Genomic DNA, 20,253 nt, shown 5'->3' with positions numbered 1-20,253 from the left:
TGGGCGCCCGCTGCTCTTCATGCCGATGGTCTTGCCTGGAACAGGGAGATCAGGCGACCACGGTCTGCAAGGTGGCCCGGCGGCGAAGGCTGGTGCCCACGAGGCCGAAGCCAAGAACGAGCATCGCCCAGGTTGTTGGCTCGGGAACGAACGACGGCGTGGGGGGGATGATGACATCGGCCATGTCGGTGGTCCGGATGGCGAAGACGCGGTCGATCACGATGTCCTTGGAGGGGAACTGGTTCGAGTTGAAGACGAACGAGGTGTTGTAGTGGCCAGCGGCGGTGATCTGGCCGACACCGCTGGCATATTGCCAGACGCGCGACGGCGAATTGGCATCGATAATCGTCGAGGCAACCGGAATATCGAGGATTGTCGCCTGGAATGTGCTGTTGCCGACATTGGCGAGGCCGTTCTCGGTGAGATAATAGCTGAAGCCGACGCGGTAGTTGCCGGGGTTGAGGTAGGTCAACTGCGCGATGGTCTCGTTGAGCGAGAAGTCACCGACGAAATAGGCGGCCTTGGTGCCGACGGCATCGGGGCTGGCCGAGGCTGTGTTGTCCGGAGCCACCGACTCGCCAAAGGCGCTCGTCGGATATTGCGCGGTGCTGTTGTAGTTGATCACCGATGCGCGCTGGTCCTGCGACGGCACACCGTCCGGCGTGTTGATGAGCGTCCAGCCCACAAAGCCGTCCGCGCCGGCAGGACCCTGCTCGAAGCTGCCGTTCTTGATGAGGTTGGTCACGGCAAGCGAGGGAGAAGCCATTGCAGCAGTGGCGAGGAAGGCGGTGGCAAGGGAAATCTGGCGCATCAGGGTGTCCAATCGTCGAGGGTTAACGATTGGTTACTAGCAGTACTATTGGACGTGTAAACAAAACCTATGGTTAATTTGCGATTTTTTAACTTTACAATTTCACTGCGTTTCTTGCCGCTTGCCGATCTGCCGTTTCGAGGTGCAGCCAGCCCGATTGCCGACCGCGCATCCAGGTGGATTGGCGCTTCTGATATTGTCGCGTGGCGAACAAGGTTCGTGCGCGCGCCTCGCCGAGGTCGATCATGCCGGCGAGGTGCGCCGCCAGTGACGCCACGCCCAATGCCTTGAGAACCGGCCGGTCCGGCGGCAGCTGGCGGGCGATCAGGGCGGCCACTTCTTCGAGCGCGCCGCCGGCGAGCATCGCATCGAGCCGGTGTTCCGCGGCGATGTGCAGCGCGGCGCGGGGTGGCAGCAGGACGATGCCGCGGACATCATGGGTCTCGGCGATGCCGCCTTCGCGCGCGGCCTGCCAGGCAAGCAGCGAGCGGCCGGTGGCGCGGATCACTTCGAGCGCGCGGTGGAGGCGGGTGGTGTCGGACGGGCGGAGGCGGGCGGCCATTGCCGGGTCTTCATGGGCGAGGGCGGCGGCGGCATCGGCGGCGGGCAGGGCACGCACGGCCTCGCGAATGGCGGAATCGATCGGGGGCAGGGGAGCGAGGCCGTGGAGCAGGGCTTCGATATAGAGGCCGGTGCCGCCCACCAGCAGCGGCAGCCGGCCTTCGGCGAGCGTCTCGGCGATCGCGGTGCGGGCGAGGGTGGCGTAATGCGCGGCGGTGGCCGCCTCGGCGCCGTCGAGGATGCCGAACAGCTTGTGGGGGACCAGCGCCTCCTCGGCCGCCGAGGGGCGGGCGCTGAGCAGGCGCAGATCGGCGTAAAGCTGGCTGGCATCGGCATTGATGATGGTGATGGGGCGCGCCTCGGCAATGGCCAGCGCCAGGCCGGACTTGCCGCTGGCGGTGGGGCCGCCTAGCACGGCGACCATGGGACGCGATTCTGACATGCTGGTGACACTCGTGGCGGAGGGCAGGTTGTCGGCTGCCGATGCGGCGCTGGCAAGCGATGTGGTGCGCACGCAGGGCGGCGAGCCGCAGGGATGGGACTGGATCGACGCCGGCGATGCGCTCGATCTGCGGATGGCGGGTGGCCAAGGCTTGCGAGGCGCGCTGGAAGCGGCGTTCCCGGCGGTGGATGTCGTGCTGCAATCCGCGGCTGCCGGGCGGCGCCGGATGCTGCTGGTGGCGGACATGGATTCGACAATGATCCAGTGCGAGTGCATCGACGAACTCGCCGATTATGCCGGGCTGAAGCCGCAGGTGGCGGCGATCACCGAGGCGGCGATGCTTGGGCAACTGGATTTTGCCGAGGCGCTGCGGGCGCGGGTGGCGCTGCTGGCGGGGATGCCGGTGGAAACGCTCGAGGAATGCCGGCGCGAGCGGGTGCGGCTGATGCCGGGCGCTGCGGCGCTGGTGCGGACGATGCGCGGCTGGGGGGCACGCACGCTGCTGGTGTCGGGCGGGTTCACGGCGTTCACGGCGCCTGTTGCCGCCGAGATCGGCTTTGCCTCGCAGCAGGCGAATGTGCTGCTTGTCGAGGACGGCCGGTTGACCGGAACGGTCGCAGCGCCGATCGTCGATGCCGCCACCAAGCGCGCCGCCTTGCTGGGTGCCGGCATCGATCCGGCGCTGGCACTTGCGGTGGGGGACGGCGCCAACGACATTCCCATGATCGAGGCGGCAGGGCTGGGCATTGCCTATCATGCCAAACCCAGGGCCGCTGCCGCCGCGGACAGCGCGGTGCGTTTTGGCGATCTGACCGTGCTGCTGCGCGCGCAGGGGCTGAGCCGGGCGGAATGGGCGGCATGCTGACGCTGCACGGCATCCCGAATTGCGACACGGTGAAGAAGGCGCGGACTTGGCTGGCTGCCGCGGGCATCGAGGCGCGCTTCCATGATTTCCGGAAGGATGGCGTGCCGGAGGCGCTGGATGACTGGGTGACGGCACTTGGCTGGGAGGTGCTGCTCAACCGCGCCGGCACCAGCTTTCGCGCGCTGCCCGAAGCGGAGCGGACCGGCCTCGACGCCGGACGCGCGCTGGCATTGATGCGCACGGCACCCGCGATGATCAAGCGGCCGGTGCTGTGCGGCACGAGCGGCGGCGGCAGGCCCGTGCTGCAGGTCAGCTTCAAGCCCGAAAACTGGGCGGCCGCGCTGGCCGATTGAGGCAAGCTGACATTTCGCTGCGGCCAGTCGTGCGCGGCGACTTGCACAATATTGACCAACTCGCGTGTTTGTCGCAAACGGCTGGAAGTCCCTGTTTGGTTCCGTTTCAGTTGCGTGGGGTTGGAAAGTGGTATTCGAAGCCGGCCGTGGCCGCATGATTCATCTTGATGCTGTGCGTGTTGTGCTGATGAGTTGCGGCGTTGTGACGCACGCGACGATGATCGGGTCGAATGCAGTCTTCGATGCCATTACATTTGTGAGTGGTCTGTTCAGGATGAAGGCTTTCTTCCTGATTTCCGGATTTTTCGGCGCGCTGGTCCTGTCGCGTCGGAGTGCCGGGCAGTTCCTGTCGGCGCGCCTGCCGGCGTTGCTTTGGCCATTGGCGGCGGGCACGGTGGTTGTCGTGCCCTTCACCCTCTGGCTGATGGCGATCTGGCATCATGGCCCGATCGGCGTTGTCGCCTGGCTCACGGATCCGGGCTGGCTCGAATCGTTGCCGGATCCCGTCGGCCCGCTGCTGCACCTGTGGTTTCTGGTGGTGCTGATCGGCTTCACGCTGCTGCTGCCGCCGTTGATGGCGGTGCTGCGGACCCCGGTCGTGGCGGTGCCGATCGAGGCGCTGCGGCCGTTTACGCAGCGGCTGGGCCTGTGGGGCCATGTTGCAGTGATCGCCCTGCTGATGATGCTCAGCCGATCGGCGTATCTGGCGCTGTTCGGGCCGGACCTGGAAAGCGATGCCTTCGGCTGGCTGGTGTCGATGCTGTTCCACTATGCCCCCTGGTTCGGCTTCGGAGCGCTGGCCTTCCGGTATCGCTGGCTGTTCGATGCCTTCGAGACGGTGTCGGTGCGCCATCTGCTCGGCGGGCTGCTGTTGTGCGCCGGCATCTTCACGCTGGCGCTGCAGTTCGGGGACGGCTGGCCCGGCCTGCTCAGGCGCGCGCTGTTCTGGCCGAGCCGCAGCGGCATGGTGGTGTTCGGTTTTGCTGGCCTGGTGCAACTCTGCCGCCACTGGCTCGACCGCGAAACGCCACTGCTGCGGATGTTCGTCGATTCCGCGCTCACCTTCTATCTGATCCATATTGCGCTCATCTTCCTGCTGGCGCTGCTAATCGGCCGTGATGCTGCCGACAGCATCGGGATCTTCGGATTGTTCGTGCTGCTGGTGCTGGTCGTGCCACCGCTCGGCGTGGCGGTGCATGCGCTGGTGGTAGGCCGGGTGCCGGTGCTCGACCTGCTGTTTCGCGGCAAGCGCACGGCCCCGCGGGGAAGCCATGGCGCGCGCGCCGGCTTTGGTTGAGAACGCCGCGCCTGCGCTCGACAGCGCAGCCTGCGACAGCTAGGGCAAGGCCGTGGCGGACGAAGCAATCCAAGGTGCGGCGGCGATGGCGGGGACCAGTGCTGCAGCCGATGCGGCAGGCCCGGTGCTGGCCGGTGCCGCCCCTGCAGCCGCAATCGGCGCAAGCGGCGGGCGCATGTTCCACCTCGATGCACTGCGGGCTTTCGCCATGTTCTTCGGCGTTTTCGTGCATGGCTCGGCAATCGACTATAATCCCGACCTTCTGTTCGAGACGGTGCGCGAAGCGAGCGACCTGTTCCGCATGGCCACCTTCTTCCTCATCGGCGGCTTCTTCACGGTGATGGTCTATCAGCGTGCCAAGGGCGGCGACTATATGCGCAGCCGCGTGCAACTGCTGGTGGTGCCCCTCCTGGCGTCGCTGATAATCGTCGTGCCGCTCACCAACTGGCTCAACTATTGCTGGCACAACGAGCCGGTGAGCCTGACGCGATTTCTGTTCGATTTCGAAGGCCTGCCGCCGCCGAACGGCAAGCTCGAGTGGCATGCGCACATGTGGTTCCTGATCTCGATGTGCATCTATGCGGTGCTGACGCCGCTGCTGGTGACGCTGGCCATTTCGAAACCGGCAAGGGCAGGCCTCGACTGGTTCAACGCCCGCACCACCGGCTGGACGCTCTGGGCGCTGGCGCTGCTCGTCGCCGCGGCCGTGGTGGCGCTGCGTGCCGCGCATGATGTGGTGCTGAAGCCCGTGGTCGCCGACACGCCCTTCGCCTGGATTGCACTGGCGACGATGAACTACCTTCCGTATTTCGCGCTCGGCGGGCTGGCGATGCTCGACCGGCGGCTGTTCGCGGCCTTGCACCGGCTCAGCATCTCCGGGCTGCTCATCGCCGGGGGCGGCTATGCCGCGATCAACCTCTGGGGGGATCTGCTGCCGCGCGCCCTCGAGCGGACGGTCTATTGGACGATGCGCGGAATGCTCATCCTGTTCATCATCAGCGCGCTGATGTGGGCCTTCGAGCGCTGGTTCAACAAGCCCAGCCCGGTGCTCAGCTTTGCGGTCGATGCGGCCTTTTCCTTCTATATATTCCATCTCGGCACGGTGTTCGCGGTGGCGCTGTTGCTGCAGCCGCTCGGGCTCTCCATCCATGGCACCTATGCCGGCATCCTGGTGCTGGTGCCGCTGTTCACGCTCAGCCTGCACGCCTTCATCATCAAGCCGGTGCCCGCACTTCGCTTCATCTTCAACGGCAAGCGGCCAGCGCGCCGCCCGGCGCCCGCGCAAGGACCTGCCTGATGTCGACCACCTTCACCCTCGATACCAGCACGAGCCGCGCGCACCCGCTGCCCGAACCGGTACGGCGCCTGACCGTGCCGGCGATCCAGAAGCGCAAGGGTGGCGAGCCGATCGTGATGCTCACCGCCTATACCGCACGCATGGCGCAGCTGCTCGACAAGCATTGCGACCTGCTGCTGGTCGGCGATTCGCTGGGGCAGGTGATCTATGGCCTCGACACCACGGTGAAGGTGACGCTCGAGATGATGATCGCGCATGGCGCCGCCGTGGTGCGCGGCAGCTACCGCTCGGTTGTCGTCATCGACCTGCCGTTCGGCAGCTATGAGGCCTCGCCCGAGCAGGCGTTCGCCACCGCGGCGCGGGTGATGAAGGAAACCGGGGCCGCTGCAGTGAAGCTCGAAGGCGGCGAGGCGATGGCGCCCACCGTGGGCTTCCTGGCGGCGCGCGGCATCCCGGTTATGGCGCATGTCGGGCTCACCCCGCAGGCAGTCAATTCGCTCGGCGGCTATGGTGCGCGCGGCCGCAGCGAGGCGGAGGCCGCCAAGATTCTTGCCGATGCGCGCGCCGTGGCAGCTGCCGGGGCGTTCGCGCTGGTGGTCGAAGGCGTGGTGGAAAGCCTCGGCCGCGCGATCACCGAGGCTGTCAGTTGCCCCACCATCGGCATCGGCGCATCGGTGGCCTGCGATGGCCAGGTGCTCGTGGTGGACGACATGCTGGGGATGTTCGAGCGGGTGCCGCGCTTCGTGGCGCGCTTCGACAATCTGGCCGAGCGGATCGATGCTGCGGCCGCGCGCTATGCCGATGAGGTGCGCACCCGGCGGTTCCCCACCGAGAAACAGCTTTATTCCTGAGGCGTCATCGGGCATTCACCCGGCTTGATCCATCTGCCAGGTCCCCATTGGCCGTATCCGGAGCCCAAACCCCTTGGCCCTGCCCCCCAGCAACACCATCGGCAAGAACAGCACGACCCCTGAAGATCCCTTCCTGCGCGAAGTGGACGAGGGGGTTCGCCGTGACCAGCTGACCAGCTTCTGGAAGCGCTGGGGCATTGCCCTGGTCGGCGCCGTGGTGCTGTTGCTGGGCGCGCTTGGCGGCTGGCTCTGGTGGCAGGACCAGCAGGTGAAGAACGCCGGGATCGCCGGCGAGGAATTCGCGACGGCGCTCGACAAGATCAGCGTCGGTGACAATGCCGCAGCGCGCCCGGTGCTGGAGAAGCTCGCTGCCGAGGGCCCCGGCGCCTATGCGCCGCTGGCGCGTTTCATGCAGGCCGCCGACCAGATGGCGGTGGGCGAAAACGAAAAGGCCGCCACCATGCTGCAGGCGCTGGTGGACGATGCCGATCTGGAACCGGTGCTGCGCGATGCCGCTCGCGTGCGGCTGGCACGGCTGCGCTTCGACGCGATGACACCGCCACAGGTCGTGGCGATGCTCAAGCCGCTGGCGGTGCCGGGCAACCCCTGGTTCGGGTTGGCGGGCGAGATGACAGCGCTTGCGCACATCAAGGCCGGCACGCCCGAGCCGGCGAAGCCGCTGCTCATCGCGATCGTCAAGGACGATGCGCTGCCGCCGAGCCTGCGCAACCGTGCGGCGCAGCTGGCACAGGGGCTCGGCATCGATGAAGCGGCACTTGGCCTGAATCCGGGCCTCGACCAGCCGGCAACCCCCACCGAAACTCCCGCTCAGCCAGAGGCGAACTAGGCCATGCAGACGCGGCGTGCAGCGATTGCCCTCATCACCGTGCTGGCACTGGGCGTGTCCGGCTGCGGGGTCTTCAAGGGCGGCAAGAAGAAGATCACCACCGTTGGCGAGCGCATCCCGGTGCTCACCTATGAAAGCAAGGCCGAGGCCGAGGCGGAGCTTCAGGGCGTCACGGTGGTCCTGCCGCTGGAATCGCCCAATGCCGATTGGGGCCAGCCGGGCGGCACGCCGTCGAAGCTCAACGGCCATCTCACCTGGTCGGGCGAGCTGCAGCAGGTCTGGTCGGCGTCGATCGGCTCGGGCAGCACCAAGACGCGGCGGCTCAACGCGTCACCGGTGATCCATGATGGCCGCGTGTTCACCATCGACACGATGGGCCGGGTGGCAGCCTTTGATGCGCGCACCGGTGCTCCGGCCTGGTCCGCTCAGATCGAGCTTGAAGGTCAGGCGCAGAATATTGCTTTTGGCGGCGGCGTGAGCGCCGACAATGGCCGTGTGTTTGCCACCACCGGCTTTGGCATCGTTGTGGCCTATGATGCACAGCAGGGCGTCGAGCTCTGGCGCCGCACCTTGCCGGCGCCGCTGCGCGGTGCGCCGACCGTCGAGGGCAATCGGGTCTTCGTGCTGAGCCAGGACAACCAGCTTTTTGCACTTTCGGCCGAGACCGGCGAGCAATCGTGGAGCGTGACCGGCACGGTGGAAGTCGCCGGGCTGCTCGGCACGGGCGCACCGGCGATTTCGCAGGAGACGGTGGTTGTCGGATTTTCTTCGGGTGAACTGACCGCGCTGCGTGCCGAGAATGGCCGCACCGTCTGGTCCGACGCGCTGGCGCGCACCGGGCGCGCCACGGCGATGTCGGCGCTGTCGGACATTGACGCCTCGCCGGTGATCGACCGCGGGCGGGTATTCGCCATCGGCCATGGTGGCCGCATGGCAGCACTGGAAATGGCGACCGGCCAGCGGGTGTGGGAACGCAATTTCGCCGGCATCTCGACGCCCTGGCTGGCGGGCGAGTTCATCTATGCCGTCACGCTGGAAGGCGAGCTGCTGTGCCTGACGCGCAGCGAGGGCAAGGTGCGCTGGGTGACCGAGCTCGAGCGCTGGAAGAACATGAAGAAGAAGACCGGGCCGATCGTCTGGTCGGGGCCGGTGCTGGGCTCGGAAAAGCTGCTGATGGTGAGCTCGGAAAAAGCCATCGTCACGGTCGATCCCTATGAGGGCAAGGTGCTGGCGCGCGGCAAGCTTTCGGCGGCCGCCTATCTGCCGCCGGTGCTGGCGGGCGGACTTGCCTATGTGCTGACCGACGACGGCAAGCTGACGGCGTGGCGATGAAAAGAGAGCGCTGACAATGGCCAGGCGTCCCCGCAAGGCCATGGCAGCGCTCGCCGATGGTGCCGCCCGGGTGGCGATCGTCGGCCGGCCCAATGTCGGCAAATCGACGCTGTTCAACCGGCTGGTCGGGCGCAAGCTGGCGATCGTCGACGATACGCCCGGGGTGACGCGCGACCGGCGCGAGGGGCGTGCGGCCCTCCACGACCTCGAATTCACGGTGATCGACACCGCCGGCTTCGAGGATGCCGATGCCGCGAGCCTCTCGGGCCGGATGCGCGCGCAGACCGATGCCGCGGTGAGTGCGGCCGATGTGGCGCTGCTGGTTTATGATGCGCGCGCCGGTGTGACCCCGCTCGACCGGCATTTCGCGCAATGGCTGCGCAAGCGCGGCACGCCGCTCATCCTGATCGGCAACAAGGCCGAGGGGCGCAGTGCCGAAGCCGGGCTGGCCGAGGGCCATGCGCTGGGGCTGGGGGCGCCGGTGGCGATTTCTGCTGAGCATGGCGAAGGCATGGCCGATCTCTTCGAGGTGCTGCTGCCCTATATCGAGCCCGATGGGCCGGTGGTGCCGGTGGTGGTGGAGGCCGAGAAGCGGTTCTCTGCGGATGGCGTCGAGCTGGAAGCCGATTGGGTGGAACCGCCGGCGGGGCCACTCAAGCTGGCAGTGGTCGGACGGCCGAATGCCGGCAAATCGACCCTCATCAACACGCTGATCGGCGAGGCGCGGCTGGTCGTGGGCCCCGAGGCGGGGATCACGCGCGATTCGATCGCCATCGACTGGGAGTGGCAGGGGGAGAAGGTGCGGCTGGTCGACACTGCCGGCATGCGCAAGCGCGCGCGGGTGCAGGACCGGCTGGAGAAGGCCGCCACCGCCGACACGCGGCTGGCGATCGACATGGCCGAAGTGGTGGTGCTGCTGCTCGATGCGACGCTGGGGCTGGAAGCGCAGGACCTGCGAATTGCCGATCTGGCGCTTTCGGAAGGCCGCGCACTGGTGATAGCGCTCAACAAATGGGATGTGGCGGAGGATCAGAGCCGGCTGTTCCAGGGGGTGCGCAAGGCGCTCGACGACGGGCTGAGCCAGATCCGCAACGTGCCGCTGGTGGCAATCTCGGGGGCAACGGGCAAGGGGCTCGACTTGCTGATGAAAGTGGCAGGGGAGGCGCGGACGCGCTGGTCCCGCCGGGTGCCGACATCGGCGCTCAACCGCTGGTTCGAGGATGTGGTGGCGAAAAACCCGCCGCCCGCCCCTTCGGGGACGCGGATCAAGCTGCGATATGTGACGCAAGTGGCGGCGCGGCCGCCGACGTTCCTGGTGTTCGGCAATCGAACCGACATGTTGCCGGCAAGCTATGGGCGCTATCTGGTCAATAGTCTGCGCGAGTCGCTGGACTTCGAAGGCGTGCCGATCCGGCTCAGCTTCCGCGGCGGCAAGAACCCCTACGTCAAGGATTGACCCTGCGAACGGCTGGCATCTGCTCGCTTAATGCAGCCGTTGCAAATTTCTGACGTGGCCCCGAAGCCGTTAAGCAGCCAACTCCGTTTTGGATCGAATTTGCACGCTGCCGCGTCTTCCGGGCGCGGATGCAACGCTAAAACCCCTTGATTTCGCACATACACAGAGTATCTCGTTTCCGTTAACTACCCAGTCTGACTGGAGCATAGTTTTAGGGGGCGTTTACATGACAATAAAGAATTCGCGCAGTTCTGCGCTTTTTTTGCGTTCTGGAATCGTTGGCGCGCCTCGCCGGTCGCTCCACAAGTCTGCACTCGGCCTTTCGGTCACTGCGGCGATTCTGGTTGGCACGGCGCTGGTCCCTGCCGCTGCCAGCGCACAGGTCTACGACATCACGGCGGAGAAAGGTGGCACGTTGATCCTCACGACGCCTGCGCCGACCGCGAACTTCACAGAAATCAGCAACGGCCTGCTCAATCTTCAGCCCGGCATCAATTCGAGTCCCTTGTCGGTCGGGCTGGCGATGAGCGATAGCCTCGGTGTGTTCTCGGTCTCGAAGTTGGGCTTCCACACGGTGATGCTCACCGGCACGTCCAACACCTACTCAGGCAACACCAACTTCAATGCCGGTCTGCTGATTGCCGGGGCCACCAACACGCTATCGGGCAATTCGCGGCTTGGCCTCGGCATTACCGGGCGGATGAACCTCGGCGGCTTCAGCCAAGTCGTCAAAGGCATCACCGGCGTCAATGGTGGCCAGATCTTCAACGAATCGTCGACCGCCGCGACATTGACGGTGACGGGTGACAATAGTCCAACTTACAATGGTGTCATCACCCAGAACCAAGGTGTCATTAGTATTGTTAAGAACGGCAGCGGTGTGCAAGGATTTAACAATGCTGCCAGCACCTTTTCGGGTGGCATCACGCTGAACAAGGGCACGTTGCGCTATGGTGTCGTGAACTCGTTCGGCACCGGCACGTTAACCGTCGCGCAGGCCGGCACGACGCTCCGTCCATTGGCGGCTGGCACGTTGCTTGCCAATGCCCTGCAGCTCGATGCCGATGTGACCTTCGATTCAGGCACCGGCTCTAGGGAGATCAGCGGCGCTATCGCTGGCACCGGCGGCATTCACAAGGTCGGCAGTGGCCGGCTTATCCTGTCGTCCGCCAACAACAGCTTCTCCGGCAATATCCTGTTCGAGCGCGGCCGGCTTTATGCAAACGCCGACGAGGCGCTCGGCACCGGCACGGTCAGCACATCGACCTTCACGGTGCGTTTTGGCACGCTGGTCAACCAGACCGTTACGCTGAGCAACGACATCGTCGCCAATGCCAACATCAATTTCGACCTGCCGATGGTCGGCAACAGCATCAACCTGCTTGGCGACATTTCCGGTACGGGTGTCGTGTTCCTCGCTGCCGGCACCGGCTCGCTGGGGCTGTATGGCGACAACGTTGGCCTGAGCGGCGGTGTCACGGTCAACAACGGTGGCCTCGATATCGGCACCAGCACCGCGCTCGGGACCGGCGCGCTCGTCATGGGGACCAATTCCAGCCGCTTGCGCGTCATGGCCGATGGCCTGACGACAGCGAACAACATCAGCTCGCGCCGCACGACCGAGATCGACACCCAGGGATTCACCTACACGCTGACCGGCGCATACGCCGATCGCGAGCTCGACCTTGGCGGCCTGCGCAAGATCGGCAGCGGGTCGCTGGTGCTCGATGGCACCGTGACGGCGACGAACGGCGTGTTCGTCGACCAGGGTTCGGTGACCGTCAATGGCGCCGTCCAGAACCAGGTCACCGTCGCGGCTGGCGCATCGGTCGGTGGCGACGGGTCGGTGGGTTCGCTTACCGTCAACGGCGGCAATCTGTCGCCGGGCAATTCGGCGGGCACCCTCACGGTCGTCGGCGACCTGACGCTCGACGCAGCCTCCACCCTGTCGATCGAGCTGGCCATGCCGGGCGTGGTCGGTGGCGGCATCAACGACCTGATCGAGGTCGGCGGCAGCCTCACGCTCGATGGCACGGCCACCTTCGCGGCGGTGCCGACCTTCGTGCCGGGCGTTTTCACCTTCATCACCTATGTTGGCAGTCTCGTCGACAATGGCCTCGATGTCCTCGCGGCAGAGCCCGAATTCCAGTTCACGCTGGTCGATCCGGCGCTTACGCCGAACGCCATCCAGGTGATGGGCGCATTCATCGGCACGTCGCTGTTCTGGGATGGCGCGGGTGCGCCTTTGGGCGATGGGATCATTGCCGGCGGTAGCGGTACCTGGAGTGATGCGGCCACCAACTGGACGGTTGCCAGCGGCAACGCCAACCTCGCCTCGACCGAAGCCCGGGCCGTTTTCGGCACGATTGGCGGCGATGTCCTGGTCGATGGCGCCAAGGATGTAACCGGCATCGATTTCGAGGTCACCGGCTATGCGCTGACCGGCGACGACATCCGGCTCACCCAGGATGCCTCCATCAATGTGGCCGGCGCTGCCTCGATCGCCAACAACATCACCGGTGCGTTCAATCTCGCGCTGGACGGCGGCGAGCTGGCGCTGAGCGGCAACAACAGCTTCCAGACGCTCGACATCAACAGCGGCTTTGTCGTGCTCGGCAGCAACACGGCGTTCGGCCTCGGCGCCGTCCAGCTCTCGGTCGATGGTGGCCTGCGCGCCGGTGCCGAAGGCCTTGTGATCGCCAACGGCATTTCGATCAACGGCGCCAATGATCAGGTGACGATCGACACCAATGGCTTCACGCTCACGTTCGATGGCGCGATCAGCGGCGCGGGCGAGATGGACAAGGCGCAGGCCGGAACGCTTGTGCTGAACGGCAACAACAGCTTCGCCCGCTTGAGCCTCGGCGAAGGCGCGGTGCGCCTCGGCTCGAACACGGCCGCGGGTTCCGGCGCCATCACCCTCGAAGCCGGCGGCGACGCTGCGATCGAGGCCGGAGTCGATGGCTTGGTCGTCGGCAACGCCATCGTCACCGATGGCGCACTGACGGTCGACAGCGGCGCCGGCACGTTCACCCTCGGCGGTGAAATTTCGGGCACGGGTTCGATCGGCAAGGCCGGCGCGGGCACGCTGATCCTCGGCACGCCCAACCTCTACTCGGGGGGCACCACGCTAGATGCCGGCACGCTGCAGATCGGCGACAACGACGCGATCGGGTCCGGCAGCCTGACGATTGCCGATGGCGCCACGCTGGCAGCCGGCACTGACGGTCTGGTGCTTGCCAATGACGTTTCGACGGCGGGTGTCGCATCGGTCGATGGCGGCGCTGGCACCTTCACGATCGCCGGTGTGATCGACGGCGTCGGTTCCATCGCCAAGGACGGGTCGGGCACGCTGGTTCTTGCCGGCCTCAACAGCTATCTCGGCGGCACTGCGCTGCAGGGCGGCACGATCCGCCTGGGCTCGAGCACGGCGCTCGGTGCTGGCAGCCTGGTGATGTCGAGCGGCACGACGCTGGCGTCGGGTGCAGCCGATCTCGATCTGGCGAACGATGTAACGTTGCTCGGAAGCGCGAGCGTGCTGACCGGCGTTGCAACCATGGCCCTGAGCGGGAGCATCGATGGCGCAGGCCCGCTGACGAAGGGCGGCGGCAATGCGCTCGTTCTGGCTGGCAACAACAGCTACACCGGCGGCACCAATCTCCAAGCAGGCGCCATCTTTGTCGCCAACAACAATGCACTCGGCACCGGCGTGCTTGCCATGTCGGCTGCGACAACCCTGATCGGCGCCGATGGTATCGAAATCGGCAACGCCATCACGCTCGCGGGCATATCGTTCATCGGGCCGTTCGGTCCTGCGACGTCGGCCTTCACGCTCGATGGCGAAATCTCCGGCGGCGGCAGCATCAGCAAGATCGGTGCCGGGACCTTGGTGATCAACGGCGCAAACATCTATGCCGGTGGCACGGCGTTGACGGCCGGGACGATCATGGTCGGGGACAATGCGGCGCTGGGCGCCGGCGCTTTGTCGATGGCCGATGGCACCACGCTGCGCGGGCACATGGGCGATCGTATTCTGGCGAACCAGGTCATCATCACTGGCGCCGGCATCCTTGATTCGAACGGCAGCATCCTGGGCCTGACGGGCTTGATCGGCGGCGGCGCCCTCAACAAGATCGGCGGCGGCCAGCTGCGGCTGTCCGGTTCCAACACCTATGGCGGCGGCACAACCCTCGACATGGGATCGATCGCGGCAAACAATGATCTGGCGCTCGGCACCGGACTGCTCGCCATGGCCGATGGCTCCGAGTTGGTCGGTGCCGGCGGCACCCGCACGCTTGCCAACGACATCGAGATCACCGGCACCGGCACGATCAACGATGACGGCAATGTGTTCACATTGAACGGCACCGTGGGTGGCGGCATCCTCTCCAAGGTCGGCAACGGCGAACTCGTTCTCAATGGCGACAACGGCTTGGGTGGCCTGGTCGTCAACACCGGCATCGCGACGCTCGGCACCAACACCGCAGCCGGTATCGGCGCGGTGACGCTCGCCGGTGGCACCACCTTGCGCGCGGGAATCGACGGCCTCGTGGTCGCCAATGCTGTCGACCTGCTGGCATCGGCCACCATCGACAACAATGGTGCTGCCGCCTTCACCCTCGATGGCGTGATTTCGGGCGCGGGCCCGCTGCTCGTCGTCAACACACCCGGTGCGAACCTGGCGACCACGCTCGTGCTGACCGGCGTCAACACCTATACCGGCGGGACCATCGTCACCGGCACCACCGTGCAGATCGCTGCCGACAGCGCACTCGGCGCGGCCGCCGGCGGCCTCACGCTTGCGGACGGCCAGCTGCGCACCACCACCGACATCGGCACGGCGCGTTCGATCGAGCTCGCCGGCAGCTTCGGCGAGCTCGACGTGATCGGCGCCACGATTCTCACCGCCACCGGCGTGGTGAGCGGCGCAGGTGAACTCCGCAAGGTCGGCACCGGCACGCTGGTGCTCGGCAATGCCGGCAACAGCTTCGGCGGCGATCTGGTCATCAACGACGGCGTTGTTTCGGTTGCGTCCGACGGTGCCATGGGCGCCGGCGACATCCGCTTCGAGAACAATGGCGGCACACTGGCGCTGACCGCGGCCGTCACCTCGGCCAAGACCGTGGCGCTCAATGCCGATGGTTCCATCGATACGATTGCCGGCGATTCGACCTTCAGCGGCGTGATCTCGGGCGCCAATGCGCTCACCAAGCAGGGCGCCGCACAGCTGACGCTGACCGGTGTCAGCACCTATGCCGGTGGCACCAACCTCGACCAGGGCACGCTGCGGATCGACAATGGCAGCGCCATCGGCACCGGCGTGCTGACGACGCAGGGCGGCACGACCTTCACTGCCGGCATCGGCGCCAACCAGGCGATCACCGTGTCGAACGACATCGTCTTTGCCAATGGGACGACGACTCTGGATCTGGTCGGCAACCTCGGCCTGGTCAATACCACGACCGGTGGCGTGCTGACGACGGGGACCACGCTCACGCTCGATGGCAGCATTTCGGGTGCGGGCGGCGTCGTGAGCCAGAACTTCGGCACGGTCTTCATCAACGGTGACAACAGCTACGCCGGCGGCACCGAGCTGACCGGCGCGGGCGTCTTTGTCGGCAGCAACACCGCCCTCGGCACCGGCACGGTGACGCTGAACGACTTCGCCAGCGTCCAGAATGTGTCGGGCGGCGCGCTCACACTTGCCAATGCCTTCCAGATCGATGCTTCGCCGGCATTCGGCGCGGTGGTCGGCGGGTCTTCGGACCTGACGCTTGCCGGCCAGATCAGCGGTGGCGGCGTTCTCGACAAGGCGGGAACGAACATCGTCACCGTCACCAACGCGACCAACAATTTCACCGGCACGCTCAACGTGAACGATGGCGCGCTGCGCCTCGGTGACGGGGCCACGCTTGGGGCAGGGGCCCTGACGACCAATGTGCGCAATGGCGCCACCTTGAGCGGCACGGGCACGATCGTCGGCACTGTCAACATGGCGAATGCGTCGATCCTGTCGCCAGGCAGTTCGCCGGGCACCCTGACGGTGATGGGCGATTTGAACCTGTCGGCGGGCACCGACCTCCAGTTCGAGTTCGGCCAAGCGTTCGTGCTGGGCGGTGCCTTGAATGATCGGGTTGTCGTCACCGGCAACCTCGTTCTCGATGGCCTGCTCACGGTGTCGGAGTCGGCGGGTGGGGCGCTCGGGCTGGGTGTGTACAACATCTTCAGTTATGGCACGCTCACCGACAACGGCTTGACGCTGCTGCCGCTGCCGAATGCGCTGGCCGGGTTCGTGCAGAACAACGCTGCTGCACAGCAGATCAACCTGATCATCACCTCGCCGGGCACGCTCATCCAATATTGGGACAGCGCCGATCAGGTCGGCAATGGCGACATCGACGGCGGCTCGGGCAATTGGACGACCACGGCGACCAACTGGACCGGCTCACCGATTGATCCTTCGTCGGTTCCGACCCCCGGCGGGCCGCCGAGCGCTCTCAACACCAGCTGGCAGCCGAACAGCGTTGCCGTGTTCCAGGGCGCAGCCGGCACCGTTTCGGTCGACAACGCCTTCAGCTTCCAGGGCCTGCAGTTCCTTGCAGACGGCTATGTTCTGAACGGCGCCGGCAGCCTCGGTGTCGGGACGACAAGCTTCCTCTACACCGACCCGGGTGTGACGGCGACGATCGCCACGACGATTGCCGGCGCGGGCAATGTCCTCAAGCAGGGCTCGGGCAATCTGGTGCTCAATGGTGACAACAGCTTCAACGGCCTCGGCATCAATGCCGGCACCGTGACGCTGGGGACCGACACCGCGGCCGGCATCGGCGCCATTGCGATCAACAACAACGCCACGCTTGCGGCAGGTGTCGATGGCCTGGCGATTGCCAACGCCATTGCAACGACCGCGACTGGCCTGATTGCGTCGAACGGCTTCACCTTCACGCTCAACGGCAACATCGGTGGTGCTGGTTCGCTCAGCCATGTGACGCTGGGCAATCTCGTGCTCAATGGTGACAACAGCTTCAACGGCCTCGGCATCAATGCCGGCACCGTGACGCTGGGGACCAACACGGCTGCCGGCATCGGTGACATCGCGATCAACAACAACGCAACGCTCGCGGCAGGGGTCGATGGCCTGGTGATCGTCAACGGCATCGAAACGACCGATACCGGCCTGATTGCATCGAACGGCTTCACCTTCACCTTGGATGGCAACATCGGCGGTGCGGGCTCGCTGAGCCATGTGACGTCCGGCAATCTGGTGCTCAATGGCGACAACGCCTTCAACGGCCTCGGCATCAACGCCGGCACCGTGACGCTGGGGAGCAACACGGCGGCCGGGATAGGCGACATCGCGATCAACAATCTCGCGACATTGGCTGCTGGCGGCAATGTGACGATCGCCAACGGCATCGAAACGACCGATACCGGCCTGATCGCATCGAACGGCTTCACCTTTACGCTGAATGGCAACATCGGTGGTGCCGGCTCGCTCAGCCATGTGACGCTCGGCAATCTCGTGCTCAATGGCGACAACGGCTTCAATGGCCTCGGCATCAACGCCGGCACCGTGACGCTGGGCAGCAACACGGCGGCCGGTATCGGCGACATTGCAATCAACAACAACACGACGCTCGCCGCGAACCGCAACGTGACGATTGCCAATGGCATCGAGACGACCGCAACGGGTCTGCTTGCTTCGAATGGCAACATCTTCACGCTCAACGGCAACATCGGCGGCGCGGGCTCGCTCAGCCATGTGACGCTCGGCAATCTGGTTCTCAACGGCAACAACCAGTTCAACGGCCTCGGCATCAATGCCGGCACCGTGACGCTGGGGAGCAACACCGCCGCCGGCATCGGTGACATCGCCCTCAACAATCTCGCAACGCTCGCAGCTGGCGGCAATGTGACGATCGCCAATGGTATCGAGACGACCGACACCGGGTTGGTGGCATCGAACGGCTTTACCTTCACGCTGAACGGCAACATCGGTGGTGCGGGTTCGCTGAGCCATGTGACGTCGGGCAACCTCGTGCTCAATGGTAACAACCAGTTCAACGGCCTCGGAATCAATGCCGGGACGGTGACGCTGGGGACCAACACCGCCGCCGGCATCGGCGACATTGCGCTCAACGGCAACGCCACGCTTGCGGCAGGTATCGATGGCCTGGTGATCGCCAATGGGATCGAGACCACGGCCAATGGCCTGATCGCGTCAAACGGCTTCACCTTCACGCTGAACGGCAATATCGGTGGCGCTGGTTCGCTCAGCCATGTGACGCTCGGCAATCTAGTGCTGAACGGCAACAACCAGTTCAACGGCCTCGGCATCAACGCCGGCACCGTGACGCTGGGCAGCAACACAGCGGCCGGCGTCGGCGACGTCGCGATCAACAATCTCGCAACGCTTGCGGCTGGCGGCAATGTAACGATCGCCAATGGCATCGAGACGACCGACACCGGGTTGGTGGCATCGAACGGCTTCACCTTCACGCTGAATGGCAACATTGGTGGTGCGGGCTCGCTGAGCCATGTGACGCTGGGCAATCTCGTGCTGAACGGCGACAACGGCTTCAACGGCCTCGGCATAAACGCCGGCACTGTGACGCTGGGTTCCAACACAGCGGCCGGCATCGGCGACATCGCGATCAACAATCTCGCAACGCTTGCCGCTGGCGGCAATGTGACGATCGCCAACGGCATCGAGACGACCGACACCGGGTTGGTGGCCTCGAACGGCCTTACTTTCACGCTGAACGGCAACATCGGTGGCGCGGGTTCGCTGAGCCATGTGACGCTCGGCAATCTGGTGCTCAACGGCAACAACCAGTTCAACGGCCTCGGCATCAATGCCGGCACCGTGACGCTGGGTAGCAACACGGCGGCGGGCATTGGCGACATTGCCCTCAACAATCTTGCGACGCTGGCTGCTGGCGGCAACGTGACCATCGCCAACGGTATCGAGACGACCGATACCGGCCTGATCGCGTCAAACGGCTTCACCTTCACGCTGAATGGCAACATTGGTGGTGCCGGCTCGCTGAGCCATGTGACGCTCGGCAATCTCGTGCTCAATGGCAACAACCAGTTCAACGGCCTCGGCATCAACGCCGGCACCGTGACGCTGGGCACCAACACCGCAGCGGGCATCGGCGAGATCACCATCAACGACCGTGCTACGCTGGCTACGGTTATCGATGGCCTGATCATCACCAATCGGATCGAAACGACCGATGGTGGCCGCATCGCTTCCAATGGCGGGACGTTCACGCTGAACGGCCAGATCGGTGGCGCAGGCTCGATCAGCCATATCACGCTCGGCAACCTCGTGCTGAATGGCAACAATGTTTTCAACGGCCTCGGCATCAACGCCGGCACCGTGACGCTGGGGACCAACACTGCCGCCGGCGTCGGTGAGATCACCATCAACGACAACGCCACGCTTGCAGCGGGGGTGAGCGGTCTGGTCATTGCCAACCGGATCGAGACGACCAACGGCGGCAAGATCGCGTCCAACGGCGGCACCTTCACGGTCAACGGCCAGGTCGGTGGCGCTGGCTCGATCAGTCATGTCACGCTCGGCAACCTCGTGCTGAACGGCAACAACCAGTTCAACGGCCTCGGCATCAATGCCGGCACCGTGACGCTGGGGACCAACACCGCAGCCGGTATCGGCGAGATCACCATCAACGACAACGCCACGCTTGCAGCGGGGGTGAGCGGTCTGGTCATTGCCAACCGGATCGAGACGACCAACGGCGGCAAGATCGCGTCCAACGGCGGCACCTTCACGGTCAACGGCCAGGTCGGTGGCGCTGGCTCGATCAGCCATGTCACGCTCGGCAATCTGGTGCTGAACGGCAACAACGTCTTCAACGGCCTCGGCATCAATGCCGGCACCGTGACGCTGGGCACCAACACCGCCGCCGGCGTCGGCGAGATCACCATCAACGACAACGCCACGCTTGCTTCGGGGGTGAGCGGACTGGTCATTGCCAACCGGATCGAAACCACAAACGGCGGCAAGATCGCGTCCAATGGCGGCACCTTCACGGTCAACGGCCAGGTCGGTGGCGCTGGCTCGATCAGCCATGTCACGCTCGGCAATCTGGTGCTGAACGGCAACAACGTCTTC

The 20,253-nt window shown here is 65.4% G+C and carries 11 protein-coding genes; 9 read left to right on the top strand and 2 right to left on the bottom strand.

Going from position 1 to position 20,253, the window contains the following annotated elements; genetic code table 11:
- Window positions 1-49: 49 nt before the first annotated feature.
- Window positions 50-811, bottom strand: coding sequence for a PEPxxWA-CTERM sorting domain-containing protein (locus FHS79_RS06060; RefSeq protein WP_243452702.1), 762 nt, complete (start codon window positions 809-811; stop codon window positions 50-52).
- Between the two features lie 94 nt (window positions 812-905).
- Complete coding sequence (gene miaA, locus FHS79_RS06055; protein WP_243452701.1) at window positions 906-1,796, bottom strand: tRNA (adenosine(37)-N6)-dimethylallyltransferase MiaA; 891 nt, start codon at window positions 1,794-1,796, stop codon at window positions 906-908.
- On the opposite strand from miaA, the gene serB reads away from it, so the two are divergent.
- From serB to FHS79_RS06010, 9 genes are all read left to right on the top strand, one after another.
- Window positions 1,795-2,679, top strand: a complete 885-nt coding sequence (gene serB, locus FHS79_RS06050) for a phosphoserine phosphatase SerB (protein WP_243452700.1) — start codon at window positions 1,795-1,797, stop codon at window positions 2,677-2,679. The genes miaA and serB overlap by 2 nt on opposite strands.
- Window positions 2,673-3,032, top strand: a complete 360-nt coding sequence (locus FHS79_RS06045) for an arsenate reductase (protein WP_207792235.1) — start codon at window positions 2,673-2,675, stop codon at window positions 3,030-3,032. The genes serB and FHS79_RS06045 overlap by 7 nt, the downstream gene beginning before the upstream one ends.
- Window positions 3,033-3,186: 154 nt before the next feature.
- A complete protein-coding gene (locus FHS79_RS06040; RefSeq protein WP_279380426.1) occupies window positions 3,187-4,329 on the top strand; it encodes an acyltransferase family protein in 1,143 nt (380 codons plus the stop codon).
- A 52-nt stretch (window positions 4,330-4,381) separates the two neighbouring features.
- Window positions 4,382-5,626, top strand: coding sequence for an acyltransferase family protein (locus tag FHS79_RS06035; RefSeq protein WP_184196891.1), 1,245 nt, complete (start codon window positions 4,382-4,384; stop codon window positions 5,624-5,626).
- Window positions 5,626-6,477: a 3-methyl-2-oxobutanoate hydroxymethyltransferase gene (gene panB, locus FHS79_RS06030; RefSeq protein WP_184196888.1), complete on the top strand. Its 852-nt coding sequence runs from the start codon at window positions 5,626-5,628 to the stop codon at window positions 6,475-6,477. The genes FHS79_RS06035 and panB overlap by 1 nt, the downstream gene beginning before the upstream one ends.
- A gap of 73 nt (window positions 6,478-6,550) precedes the next feature.
- Window positions 6,551-7,324, top strand: coding sequence for a tetratricopeptide repeat protein (locus FHS79_RS06025; RefSeq protein WP_184196885.1), 774 nt, complete (start codon window positions 6,551-6,553; stop codon window positions 7,322-7,324).
- Between the two features lie 3 nt (window positions 7,325-7,327).
- Entirely contained in the window at window positions 7,328-8,656 is a 1,329-nt protein-coding gene (locus FHS79_RS06020) for an outer membrane protein assembly factor BamB family protein (protein WP_184196882.1), read from the top strand.
- A gap of 16 nt (window positions 8,657-8,672) precedes the next feature.
- Complete coding sequence (gene der, locus FHS79_RS06015; protein WP_184196879.1) at window positions 8,673-10,112, top strand: ribosome biogenesis GTPase Der; 1,440 nt, start codon at window positions 8,673-8,675, stop codon at window positions 10,110-10,112.
- A 262-nt stretch (window positions 10,113-10,374) separates the two neighbouring features.
- A partial coding sequence (locus FHS79_RS06010; protein WP_184196876.1) for an autotransporter-associated beta strand repeat-containing protein occupies window positions 10,375-20,253 on the top strand: 9,879 nt, incomplete at its 3' end.

Source organism: Polymorphobacter multimanifer (assembly GCF_014205635.1).
Classification (GTDB): domain Bacteria; phylum Pseudomonadota; class Alphaproteobacteria; order Sphingomonadales; family Sphingomonadaceae; genus Sandarakinorhabdus; species Sandarakinorhabdus multimanifer.
The sequence above is the reverse complement of the archived record's forward strand: the minus strand, read 5'-3'. Positions and strand labels throughout refer to the sequence as shown.

What these genes read in the sequence shown, in the direction of transcription:
- der (WP_184196879.1), top strand. Translation starts at nt 8,673, where the DNA reads ATGGCCAGGCGTCCCCGCAAGGCCATGGCAGCGCTCGCCGATGGTGCC.
- miaA (WP_243452701.1), bottom strand. Translation starts at nt 1,796, where the DNA reads ATGGTCGCCGTGCTAGGCGGCCCCACCGCCAGCGGCAAGTCCGGCCTG.
- FHS79_RS06045 (WP_207792235.1), top strand. Translation starts at nt 2,673, where the DNA reads ATGCTGACGCTGCACGGCATCCCGAATTGCGACACGGTGAAGAAGGCG.
- panB (WP_184196888.1), top strand. Translation starts at nt 5,626, where the DNA reads ATGTCGACCACCTTCACCCTCGATACCAGCACGAGCCGCGCGCACCCG.
- FHS79_RS06060 (WP_243452702.1), bottom strand. Translation starts at nt 811, where the DNA reads ATGCGCCAGATTTCCCTTGCCACCGCCTTCCTCGCCACTGCTGCAATG.
- FHS79_RS06040 (WP_279380426.1), top strand. Translation starts at nt 3,187, where the DNA reads ATGATTCATCTTGATGCTGTGCGTGTTGTGCTGATGAGTTGCGGCGTT.
- FHS79_RS06020 (WP_184196882.1), top strand. Translation starts at nt 7,328, where the DNA reads ATGCAGACGCGGCGTGCAGCGATTGCCCTCATCACCGTGCTGGCACTG.
- serB (WP_243452700.1), top strand. Translation starts at nt 1,795, where the DNA reads ATGGGACGCGATTCTGACATGCTGGTGACACTCGTGGCGGAGGGCAGG.